This is a genomic window from Citrobacter sedlakii, from assembly GCF_018128425.1.
Classification (GTDB): domain Bacteria; phylum Pseudomonadota; class Gammaproteobacteria; order Enterobacterales; family Enterobacteriaceae; genus Citrobacter_A; species Citrobacter_A sedlakii.
Genome location: NZ_CP071070.1, coordinates 678550 through 690483, shown reverse-complemented (window position 1 = coordinate 690483; position 11934 = coordinate 678550). Strand labels below are relative to the sequence as shown.

Here is an 11934-nt window from a genome sequence, read left to right as displayed (position 1 = left end):
GCTGCGAGTAAAATGGATTAGAGATCGGGCAATTTTTTAGATGCCTGTTTTTCAATCCCGATAAGGGGCAACAGGTTGTCGACTGCCGTCGCGTACTGAATGGCGGCGCTCCAGCCGTCGTATTCAGCATTAATGCGTGAAGATTGCGCCTGCCAGACGTCCTGTTCGACGCTCAGCAGGTCGTTGATGCTTTTTTTGCTCAGGGTGTATTCGTTTTTGTAAACGCTGCGGGTTTGCATGGCGTTAACCAGCTGGAATTTGCCGGCATCTTCACGACCGCGTGCGCCTTTCCAGTCCGCCATTGCCGATGAGGCTTTTTGCAGAATGTCGAATCGCGCTTTTTCTTCTTCTGAAGCGGCCATCGCCTTTGCCCCCTGCGCCTGATCAACGCGCGCGGAAACCGCACCACCCTGATACAGCGGCGCATCCACGCTGAGCTGGATTTGATCGTCCCAGTAGCCGCGATTGTCAGATTCATAACGGGTGCGTCCCGCTTTCAGGCTGAGCGTGGGCAGATGTTGGGCTTTCGCCCGATCAATGCCGTGCTGTGCGGATGTCACCATAGCGCGTGCGGACAACACGGCAGGGATTCTGGAATAATCGATATCGTCAACGGCGACCTGTTTGGCTTCCAGGTTCTCCGGCAGACGGGCGTAACGATGGGCGCTGATACCGGTCTGTACCGCCAGCACCGCTTTCGCTTTTTGCAACGCGGCGTCGTACTGCTCCAGCGTCGCTCGCATCCCGGCAATGCGGGTCTGGGTTTGCAGATCGTCAGAGGTCGAGCTAAGACCTGCGCCAGCGCGCAGCTGCGCCAGATGCTGAATTTTCTCCAGCGCGGCGATGTTCTCCCGCGCCGCATTCACTAAGGCGCTATAGCGTTTCACTTCGACATAACCCTGCGCGGCTTTTTCCGCCACTTCCGAAAGGGTCGCCATCAACTGATAGCGATAACTTTCGTATTGCGCTTCCGACTGGGCAATAGCGCTATTGGTTTTACCAAAGTCATACACTAATTGCGTAACGGTAATTCCCCAGGCTGCGGAATTATTTAACGAGCCACTGGAATCCGTTGTCTGGCTGTGACCGGTACTCGCCGTTAAGCCAATTTGCGGCATCCAGCCGCTTTTCGCCTCTTTTGTCATTGCCTGGCCGATTCCCATTTGCGCGGCCTGACGGCTAATTGCCGGGTCGCGATCTAAAGCAAATAAAATACTTTCTTTCAGATTCGTCTCTTCAACATTCGCTAATGCCGCGAAGCAAGAAACAGAAGCGCCGCAAAGTGCAAGGGTTAACGTCACCAATGAAAAAACAAAACGCATACTCACAACACATATCCTAATTAAAATGGCTTTCTTCAGGCTGACCGATGCCTCCACACTTTTCTTTTTCAGAGCGATATGGAAAATAATGAAGCCTGCTATGAGATATGCCCTTATCAATGTGTTTTCAGCGCATTCCGCTGAATTTAACGGTCAGTCTCCCCTGAGCTTAAATAATGCCCACACTGATAACGACATATACCTGTCCGTGACAAACAAAGTTGAAAAACGTCATCATCACTACGTCTGCATGACATTTTTCAGCGTCCAGAAAAGACACTTCCCCGGGTATTCAGGGTAAGCGTTACCTATCGCTGGCATCACGGGTTGAAGAATATTCTGAGGTGTCGGGGTAAACGAGGAAAGAAAAATAACCTTAATTCATCTTAAATGATTTCTGATTGTAACCATGAAGAACTAAACCCAATAAAAACAAGAACATGATATTTCAACCAAAGATCTTAAACACTCTGAAAGGCCCTTTACTTGCTGAAATTTTGAACTAAAAAGCCATGGAGTGCGCAGAGATTCATCAGTATTGTTCATCCCTGACTAAAATTAAACCGGATCAGTTTTCAGGCGGATAACAAATTAGAAACAATATTATTCCAATCAGTTAGCATCCATGCCGAGGTGAGCGTGTTAATGCGGGAGATCAGGATGGGAGTAAAACGGTGTGGTTCTTCCGCTTACAGGTGAAAAGAAAGCGGTCGTACTTTTCGATCATCATTTGCGACTTGATGCCTATTTTGTCGCGATAGTCGTTGTATTCCGAGCCTTCAGAGAGCAGGAATGCGTATATTGTATAATTAAGTTCGATGATTGAAGAAATGAATTCACGTTTCGCCAGTTCGAGCGTTTCATCATGCAGGCGATAGTCGCTATCGTTAAATTTTTCAGCCTGCTCCATGCGATGTGAGATTTGATGAATAATCGCCGGATGCAAATAGTACTGCGTACAGCCCACTGTTTCTTCATAGGGCCAAACGTGAAGAATCTCCTCAATAATACGCTGGTCACGCATTCGCTGTTCGGACAACAGATTATTCGTACTAAACGGCGACGTCAGCAAATAGCGAATTGAAAGAAAAAGAAAGGTGCCAATGCTTAATGCACACAGCAACATGAAGACTTTTGTGTAGAACATGATATAGCGAGTCAGTAATTTTGGAAAAGCTATCCTAACGGCAGTCGCGATGGATTTATAGTTTTTTGGAACTGAAAAGTCCTAAATTTTCCAGTTAATGTGAAAATAATAAAACGTTACGGTAAACAGTCGGCTAAATTACCCCCATTATTTAGGATAATCTTAATGGCAGAACGAAATATCCTGGCGAATTTTCTGACATCGGCTTCTTGCCGGGTGGTGCGAAAACACCTTACCCGGCCTGCAGCAATGGGGCCACGGACGGCCTTATTTTCGATGCCAGTAGGCCGCCGCGCGCACCAACTGCGGGTCAAACGCATCGCTTTCGAAACGGCGGCTGAGGTTTTTGACCACCTTTCCTTCTCCGGTGACCCAGATAAAGTAATCTGCCGCTGGCACCGACAATTGCGCCAGTCGCGCATCAATCGCCTGCTCGTCGTGCGCCAGCCATTCGATGTTGAACCCGTCAAGATGCGCCAGGTAATCCCGATAAGCAGGATCGTTGACGCTCACCAGCGCGGTCACCGACGGCCTGACCGGCAAGCGGCTGAGCGCTTCCAGACGCCGACGCAGCGCGGGCATGCCTGACTCATCGCAAACATAAACCTGGTATGCATAATCCTCCGGCACCACCAGCGAACCACGCGGCCCGCCGATGGTCACCGTGTCCCCTTCGCGAGCCTGCATCGCCCAACGGCTCGCCACGCCGCCATCGTGAATGAAGAAATCCAGCGCCAGCTCATGACGCGCTTCATCGTAAAGCGGCGTGTAGTCACGGGACGCCGGGCGTGCGCCCTCTCCCCAGACAATGCCTTCGTCAGTGACCGTTGGAGGGACAAACGGAGCGCCAGCCTGGGGGAAAAAGACTTTCGTGTGATCGTCAAAGCCGTGTGAGCAAAAGCCTTTCAGCGCGTCGCCTCCCAGTACAATGCGTTGAAAGCCTGCGCTGATACGTTCCGCGCGCAAAACGGTAAGTTCGCGAAAACGCAATTCGTTGCGCACGCGTTGAGGATAACGTGAGGTGATGTCGGTCATGTCGCTGCCTTCGTGAAATAATCAGATATATCGAATTTAATTTTCAAATGATAATGATTGCTAATCAAGATGATTGCAAGCGATTTTTCGATACTGTTTTATAAAGCCTCACCCGCCACAAATAAGCATTAAATTCAATAGATTATAAAATTTTCATTGCACAGCTTGCCAAAATCAAGAGTTTAGATATAAATTAGATATATCTAATAAACATCAGGAGAAACCTATGCGACATCATCACGAGGGTTGCTGCAACGGCGAAGGGGAGCATCATGAGGGCTGCTGTTCCGGCGAAGGTCGCCACCAGGGCGGCTGTCACAGCGAAGGTCATCAACACGGCGGATGTAATGGCGAAAATCATCATCACGGCGGGTGTAACGGCGAAGGTCATCATCATGGCGGGTGTGGGCAACGTCATGGCAGAGGCGGTGGAAGACGCCAACGCTTCTTCGGACATGGCGAGCTGCGTCTGGTGATTCTGGATATCCTCTCCCGTGAGGCCAGTCATGGCTACGAGCTGATCAAAGCTATCGAAAATTTGACTCAAGGGAACTATACCCCCAGCCCGGGCGTGATCTATCCAACGCTCGATTTTTTACAGGAGCAGGGGCTTATCACCATTAGCGAAGAAGACGGCGGACGGAAGAAAATCACCCTTACCGCGTCCGGCGCACAATGGCTGGAGGAGAACCAGGAACACCTCGGACACATTCAGGCGCGGATCACTGCGCGTAATGTTGGCGCTGAACTGCGTAAGAATCCGCAGATGAAGCGGGCGCTGGACAATTTCAAGGCGGTGCTGGACCTGAAAGTGAATCAAGGGAATCTCAGCGACGCGCAGTTAAAACAGATCACTGGCGTGATCGACCGCGCGGCGCTGGAAATCACTCAACTGGATTAAGCAGGCTGCGCGTCGTCTTCCCTGACACGGAACACTTTCACCAGCTCTTTTAAGTGAAGCGCCTGCTCATTCAGTGACGCTGCCGCGGCAACGGACTCCTCCACCAGACAGGAGTTCTGTTGCGTGGTGGCGTCGATCAGGCCAATCGCGCTGTTGATCTGCGAAATTCCGTCGGTCTGTTCGCGACTGGCCTGGCCGATTTCCCGCAGGATCACGTCCATTTCCTCTACATTGCTCACCATACCGTTGATTAGCGCATTCGCTTTTTCGACCAGCAGCATTCCCTCCTGAGTCTGACCGGTGGAATCTTCAATCAGATTACGGATCTCGCTGGCGGACGAAGCGCTTTTCTGCGCCAACTGCCGCACTTCACCCGCCACTACCGCGAACCCACGCCCGTGTTCACCCGCACGCGCCGCTTCTACCGCAGCGTTCAGCGCCAGTATGTTGGTCTGGAAGGCAATAGAGTCAATCAGATTAATGATGTCGGACATGCGGTTAGCGGTTTCATTTATGACGCGCATTTTTTGCGTGACCTGATTCATCATTTCACCGTTGTTTTTCACTACGGTCGCCGCCCCCGCAGAGAGCTTCGTCGCTTCTCCGGTATGCTCCGCTGTGTTTTTCACCGTCGCGGTGATCTGTTCCATCGACGCGGCAGTTTGTTCAACCGAGCTGGCCTGCTCTTCGGTACGCGCCGCCAGATCCTGGTTGCCAGCCACAATCTGCGCCGCCGCGCTGGAAATATTCTCCGAGCCGTTTTGTACCTCCTGCACAATCTCTTGCAGGCGGTTTTTCATGGTCATCAGCGCCTGCAGCAATACGCCGGTTTCGTCCCGCTGTTCGCAGGCGATAGTGCGGGTCAGGTCGCCCTCGGCGATCGCTTCGGCAAACTGGACAGCGTCGTCCAGCGGTCGGGTAATGGAACGCACGATGTACAGCCCCATAACGCAACCAGCGACAATGCCTGCCAGCGCCAGGGCGACAAGCAGGATCCGGTTGGCTTTAAAATCGCTCTCCACTTGCTCGCCTGCTTTTAGCATCTGCGCGTCTTCGATGGCGATAAGCGCCATCACTTTATCTTTATACGCCTGCTGCACGTTTACCGTGGTGGTCATCATCTCCTGCATTGCCGCCTGACGGTTGTGACTTTGCACCGCCGCCTGGATACGGTGCTGCGAGGCAAGATACTGCTCACGCACGTCGCGAATGTCTGCTATCACCGTTTTCGATTTATCGTCGAGCGGCGCCGCGCTTAGCTCGTCCAGCAGAAGGCTAATCTGCTGGCTTATCGCGTCGAGCCGGGCCTGCGAAGCCCCTGTCCAACGCCCTTCTTCATCCATCAGCATCAGTTGTTGCGTACTGACATACTCCTGAAAATTGTCGATAAGTTTGTTGGCTTTTACCGTGATCGGATAATCGTCGATCAGGATGTTTTGCATACCACGATTCGCACGATCCAGGCTAAATATCGACAAACCGGAACTCACCATCATCAGCACAATAAACAAACCAAACGCGATAAATAACTTTGAACGAATTTTCACGTTACGCAAAAACATATTTCCCCTCCCGGAGATCGTTTTTCTCAGATAGCATTTCTTATCGGTCAGAATCTCAGTAACTTTATGATATTGATCAGTTTTTATTTTAAACGCTTTCTGATAAATCGCTTTTAACGATGAATAACGGTAGACCGATCGTTATATAAGCGTTTTTTATGCTTTCGTGAAATCTGGAAAACCGCCGGGCGACAATGAGAATAAAAATAATGATCTCACCCTTATGGGTTAATATTTAATATAAATTTAACATTAAATTCACAAAACGCTCACCCATTACGGTAAGCGTTGGCAGAGAAGAGAAGAGGCAGAGATGTGAAGAAATGAGGGAATTAATGCAGTACCGTCACGGCATCTTCCAGACGACTGGCGCGGTGTTTGACCATAGCGGATACCTGCGCGCTTTCTTCAACCAGCTCGGCATTTTTCTGGGTGATGTGGTTAAGCTCATCCACCGCGCGGGTCAGGCTGCTCAGCCCGTCGGCCTGTTCCGACGTCGCATGACTGATTTGCGCAATCAGTTGGGTGACGTTTTGCACCTGCGAAACAATGTCATCAATGGTGCGGCCTGCGGCGTGAACCTGCTGCGAACCGGACTGAACTTTGTCCGCGCTGGCGTCAATTAACTTACGGATGTCGTTCGCCGCACTGGCGCTGCGGCTGGCCAGATGGCGTACTTCTCCCGCCACGACGGCGAACCCTTTTCCTTGCTCGCCCGCACGCGCCGCCTCCACCGCCGCGTTAAGCGCGAGGATATTGGTCTGGAAAGCGATGTCGTTTATCAGCGTGGTGATGGTGCCTATCCGCTGGGTGCTGTTGGCGATGTCATCCATCGTTTTGATCACCGTATCCATGGCTTCGCCACCCTGAGTCGCAGCGCTGCTGGCGGCGCTCGACAGTTTGTCGGCAGCGGAGGCGGTTTCGGAGTTCTGCTTAACCGAAGCGGCCATCTGGTTCATGGTAGCAACCGTTTGTTGCACGTTATCAACCGTCTGGCGGGTGTGTTTATTCAGATCGTCATTGCCTTTCGCCAGCGTTTCGCTGCCGTTACGTACGCTCGACACCTGACTTGAGACATCGTTGATGAGCCAGCGGCACATCAGCCCAAGTTGCCCAACCGCGCGCAGCGTCAGTCCCAGTTCGTCACTGCGATTAAGATGCGACACGCTGTTACGCTCCCCGGTCGCGACTTTCAGCGCCTGCTTCGCCACGTTTTCGATCGGACGAACTATTTGTCCTTCAAAGATCGCGGTGCCGGCTCCCAGTGCCAGCGCACTCATCAGATACGCCAGCGCGGACGCGTCGGAGGCATACAGGCCTGCCGCGACCATCACGAACAACAGCGTCATCACGCCGCGTACCCGCCAGCGCAGCGGCAGAGAAGGGAGTTTTCCCAACCAGCCTTTGCGTACCACCAGCCCTTTATGAATGCGTCGGGCGCAGCGGTTTTCGTTCAGCGCCTGGTATAAAGGCTCCACCGCGGCGATCTCTTCTTCCGTTGCGCGGGTACGAATCGACATGTAGCCAGTGACCTGCCCTTCGCGAACCATCGGCACCGCGTTGGCGCGAACCCAATAATGATCGCCGTTTTTACAACGGTTTTTAACAATGCCGCTCCACGGCTCGCCCTGTTTCAGTGTGTACCACATATCGGCAAACGCAGCTTTTGGCATGTCCGGATGACGTACAAGGTTGTGCGGCTGCGCCAACAGCTCATTGAGCGAGTAGCCGCTAACAGTGACGAAAGTATCGTTAGCGTGTGTGATGTAACTGTGCAGATCGGTCGTGGACATGAGCGTCGTATCGTCATCCAGCGGTGTATTTTGCTGGGTAACGTAGAGATGAGAAGACATAGTAGCGTCCTGTGCAGGTTATCTGGTTGTTAACTTCGTGTCAGATGTTATTTCGGCGCTAACGGATTTATCTTTAGTTGTTAAATTTGATTTAGATCGCAATTTGCGATTAAACCTTATTATTTGTACGAATTCCAATTTGTTGATTTTGAATACTTTCGGGATGAAACTACCCGCACCTGCGAGCCCACCCGCACCACCATAGCGCAAAATCCGCCTCTTTTTTGTGCAGCGAGCGGGATCCCTCCTCGTCGTGAACTGATTAAATTCTGCTCAATATGCTACTTTTTGTTAACAAATAAGATTAAATATTGCGCATTTTCCTTATTTCCTCATGTTTATCCCGATTTTCGTCGGCCTCATTGGGATGGCGCAATCCCTGCAATACTTAAATCGGTATCATGTGATACGCGAGCCGCGGGAGCATATTTTGAACAGGTTACCTTCCAGCGCGTCGGCATTAGCCTGCAGCGCACACGCCCTGAATCTCATCGAAAAGCGAACGCTTGACCATGAGGAAATGAAAGCACTAAACCGAGAGGTGATTGATTACTTCAAAGAGCATGTGAATCCGGGTTTTTTAGAGTATCGCAAATCTGTTACCGCCGGCGGGGATTACGGAGCCGTAGAGTGGCAAGCGGGGAGTCTGAATACGCTTGTCGACACCCAGGGTCAGGAATTTATCGACTGTCTGGGTGGGTTCGGCATCTTTAACGTGGGGCACCGTAATCCAGTCGTGGTTTCCGCCGTACAGAATCAACTCGCGAAACAACCCCTGCACAGTCAGGAACTGCTTGATCCTTTGCGGGCGATGCTGGCAAAAACGCTCGCCGCCCTGGCGCCAGGCAAACTGAAATACAGCTTCTTCTCCAACAGCGGTACTGAATCCGTCGAAGCGGCGCTGAAGCTCGCCAAAGCGTACCAGTCGCCGCGCGGTAAGTTCACTTTTATCGCCACCAGCGGCGCGTTCCACGGCAAGTCATTAGGTTCCTTGTCCGCAACGGCGAAATCGACCTTCCGCAAACCGTTTATGCCCCTGCTGCCGGGCTTTCGTCATGTGCCTTTTGGCGATATCAGCGCGATGCGATCGGTCCTTAGCGAGTGCAAAAAGACCGGCGACGACGTGGCGGCGGTGATCCTCGAACCCATTCAGGGAGAAGGCGGCGTGATCCTGCCGCCGCAGGGGTATCTTAGCGCCGTGCGTAAACTGTGCGACGAATTCGGCGCGCTGATGATTCTGGATGAAGTGCAAACCGGCATGGGGCGCACCGGCAAGATGTTCGCTTGCGAACATGAAAACGTGCAGCCTGACATTCTCTGCCTGGCGAAGGCGCTGGGCGGTGGCGTGATGCCGATTGGCGCAACGATTGCCACCGAAGAGGTCTTTTCGGTGCTGTTCGACAACCCGTTCCTGCACACCACCACCTTTGGCGGAAACCCGCTTTCCTGCGCAGCGGCGCTGGCAACCATCAACGTGTTGCTGGAGCAAAACCTGCCCGCTCAGGCAGAGCAGAAAGGCGATATGCTGCTGGACGGTTTCCGCCAGTTGAGCCGTGAATATCCGGATCTGGTGCATGACGCGCGCGGCAAGGGGATGCTGATGGCGATCGAGTTTGTCGACAATGAGATCGGCTACAGCTTCGCCAGCGAGATGTTCCGACAGCGCGTACTGGTTGCCGGCACGCTCAACAACGCGAAAACGATCCGCATTGAGCCACCGCTCACCCTGTCCGTCGAGCAATGCGAGCAGGTACTGAAAGCCGCGCGCAAAGCGCTGGCGGCGCTACGGGTAAGCGTGGAAGAAGTGTAACGCAACAGTGCCGGGGGGCGGTATGGCCACCCGGCTTACGGGCAAGAAACCAATCCAGGCCGGATAAGCGCTATCCGGCTTTTTTTTATCTGCGGTGGCGCTTTTTTGAATCCCATCACAATCATCGCATTCCCCTTTTCCCTTTTACGGCGCGACGGCTAAATTAGTAACTCATCCGACCACATAACAATAATTTTACATACTGGATACTGCTATGAGCTACCCGTCGCTGTTTGCCCCGCTGGATCTTGGCTTTACCACGCTGAAAAACCGCGTGCTGATGGGATCGATGCATACCGGGCTGGAAGAGCACCCCGAGGGGGCTGAACGCCTGGCGGCCTTTTACGCCGAACGCGCACGGCACGGCGTTGCGCTGATTGTGACAGGCGGCATTGCGCCCTCCCTGTCCGGGGTGGCGCTGAAGGGCGGCGCGACGCTTAACGATGCCTGTCAGTTGCCGCAGCATCGCGTAGTCACTGACGCAGTGCACAATGAGGGGGGCAAAATTGCCCTGCAAATTTTGCACACCGGGCGCTACAGCTATCAGCCGCAGCTGGTCGCTCCCTCCGCGATTCAGGCGCCGATCAACCATTTTACGCCCCATGCGCTGTCTCATGATGAGATACTGCAATTGATTGAGGACTTTGCGCACTGCGCGCAGCTGGCGCGCGAAGCGGGTTATGACGGCGTAGAGGTGATGGGGTCGGAAGGCTATCTGATTAACGAATTTCTCGCCCTGCGCACCAATCAGCGCGACGACCAGTGGGGCGGAGAATACGCCAACCGCATGCGTTTTGCGGTGGAGGTGGTGCGCGCGGTACGCCAGCGTGTCGGCAACGATTTTATTATTATCTATCGTCTGTCGATGCTGGATCTGGTGGAAAATGGCAGCACCTTTGAGGAGACCGTCCAGCTGGCAAAGGCCATTGAAGCCGCGGGCGCGACAATCATCAACACCGGCATTGGCTGGCACGAAGCGCGTATTCCCACCATCGCCACGCCGGTACCGCGCGGCGCCTTCAGTTGGGTGACTCGCAAGCTGAAGGGGCATGTCTCTGTACCGTTGGTGACCACCAACCGTATTAACGATCCGCAGGTCGCCGATGCGATCCTCGCGCGCGGCGATGCCGACATGGTATCGATGGCGCGTCCATTTCTGGCCGATGCCGGGATCCTGTCAAAAGCGCAGTCGGGACGTGCGGATGAGATCAATACCTGCATCGGCTGCAATCAGGCCTGTCTGGATCAAATCTTCGCCGGAAAAGTCACCTCGTGTCTGGTCAACCCACGCGCGTGTCACGAAACCCAAATGCCGGTTCTGCCTGCGCTGCAGGCAAAAAACCTGGCGGTAGTCGGTGCGGGTCCGGCAGGGCTGGCCTTTGCCATCAACGCGGCGTCGCGCGGTCATCACGTCACGCTGTTCGATGTCCTGGGCGAGATCGGCGGACAGTTTAACATTGCCAAACAGATCCCCGGCAAAGAGGAGTTTTACGAAACGCTACGCTATTACCGGCGGATGATCGACGTTACAGGCGTTACGCTGCAGCTGAACCACGTTGTCACCGCGGACGACCTTCAGGCCTTTGACGAGGTGATCCTCGCCAGCGGGATCGAACCGCGCAGACCGCCAATTGAAGGCATCGATCATCCTTCAGTATTAACCTATCTCGACGTGCTGCGTGATAAAGCGCCGGTGGGCAACCGGGTTGCGATCGTTGGTTGCGGCGGTATCGGCTTTGATACCGCGATGTATTTAAGCCAGCCAGGCGAACCGACCAGCCAGAACATTGCCGATTTTTGCGTGGAATGGGGCATCGACACCAGCCTGAAACAGGCCGGCGGATTACGTCCGGAAGGGCCGCATCTCCCACGCAGTCCGCGCCAGATCGTGATGCTCCAGCGTAAAGCCAGTAAACCCGGCGACGGGCTGGGGAAAACCACCGGCTGGATCCATCGCGCCACGCTGCTCGCGCGTGGGGTGAAAATGATCCCTGCGGTGAGTTATCAACGGATCGACGATGAGGGGCTGCATCTGCTGATCGGCGGCGAACCGCAGATCCTGAAGGTGGATAACGTCATTATCTGTGCCGGGCAGGAGCCGCGGCGTGAACTGGCCGAACCGCTGTACGCGGCCGGTAAAACGGTGCATTTGATTGGCGGCTGCGATGTGGCGATGGAACTGGACGCTCGCCGCGCCATCGCCCAGGGCACCCGTTTAGCGCTGGCGATTTAAGGCGCTACGCTTACCGGGCCGACGGGATAGCACTACGATGTAGGCCGGATAAGGCGTTGGCCGTCATCCGG

8 protein-coding genes are annotated in these 11934 nt (G+C 53.8%); 3 read left to right on the top strand and 5 right to left on the bottom strand.

The window, feature by feature from the left end:
* Positions 1 to 17 precede the first annotated feature (17 nt).
* The 3 genes from JY391_RS03355 to JY391_RS03345 form a co-directional block, all read right to left on the bottom strand.
* On the bottom strand, positions 18 to 1322 hold the full coding sequence (locus JY391_RS03355; RefSeq protein WP_042292970.1) for a TolC family outer membrane protein: 1305 nt from the start codon (positions 1320 to 1322) through the stop codon (positions 18 to 20).
* A gap of 655 nt (positions 1323 to 1977) precedes the next feature.
* Positions 1978 to 2346 (bottom strand): hypothetical protein, encoded by a 369-nt coding sequence (locus tag JY391_RS03350; RefSeq protein ID WP_211935221.1) that lies wholly within the window; start codon positions 2344 to 2346, stop codon positions 1978 to 1980.
* A 390-nt stretch (positions 2347 to 2736) separates the two neighbouring features.
* Positions 2737 to 3504, bottom strand: coding sequence for a siderophore-interacting protein (locus JY391_RS03345; RefSeq protein ID WP_042292965.1), 768 nt, complete (start codon positions 3502 to 3504; stop codon positions 2737 to 2739).
* A 226-nt stretch (positions 3505 to 3730) separates the two neighbouring features.
* Here JY391_RS03345 and JY391_RS03340 point away from each other — a divergent pair, with 226 nt between their 5' ends.
* Entirely contained in the window at positions 3731 to 4405 is a 675-nt protein-coding gene (locus JY391_RS03340) for a PadR family transcriptional regulator (protein ID WP_211935220.1), read from the top strand.
* Here JY391_RS03340 and JY391_RS03335 read toward each other — a convergent pair.
* Positions 4402 to 5967 (bottom strand): methyl-accepting chemotaxis protein, encoded by a 1566-nt coding sequence (locus tag JY391_RS03335; RefSeq protein WP_200035673.1) that lies wholly within the window; start codon positions 5965 to 5967, stop codon positions 4402 to 4404. The genes JY391_RS03340 and JY391_RS03335 overlap by 4 nt on opposite strands.
* 332 nt (positions 5968 to 6299) lie before the next feature.
* Complete coding sequence (locus tag JY391_RS03330; protein ID WP_211935219.1) at positions 6300 to 7820, bottom strand: methyl-accepting chemotaxis protein; 1521 nt, start codon at positions 7818 to 7820, stop codon at positions 6300 to 6302.
* A gap of 430 nt (positions 7821 to 8250) precedes the next feature.
* Between JY391_RS03330 and ygjG the strand changes: the two genes are divergently transcribed.
* Both ygjG and JY391_RS03320 read left to right on the top strand, forming a co-directional pair.
* The gene (gene ygjG, locus JY391_RS03325) at positions 8251 to 9630 is read left to right on the top strand and encodes a putrescine aminotransferase (RefSeq protein WP_211935218.1); all 1380 of its coding nucleotides are present in this window, start codon (positions 8251 to 8253) and stop codon (positions 9628 to 9630) included.
* 214 nt (positions 9631 to 9844) lie between these two features.
* Positions 9845 to 11863: an oxidoreductase gene (locus JY391_RS03320; protein ID WP_211935217.1), complete on the top strand. Its 2019-nt coding sequence runs from the start codon at positions 9845 to 9847 to the stop codon at positions 11861 to 11863.
* Positions 11864 to 11934 lie beyond the last annotated feature (71 nt).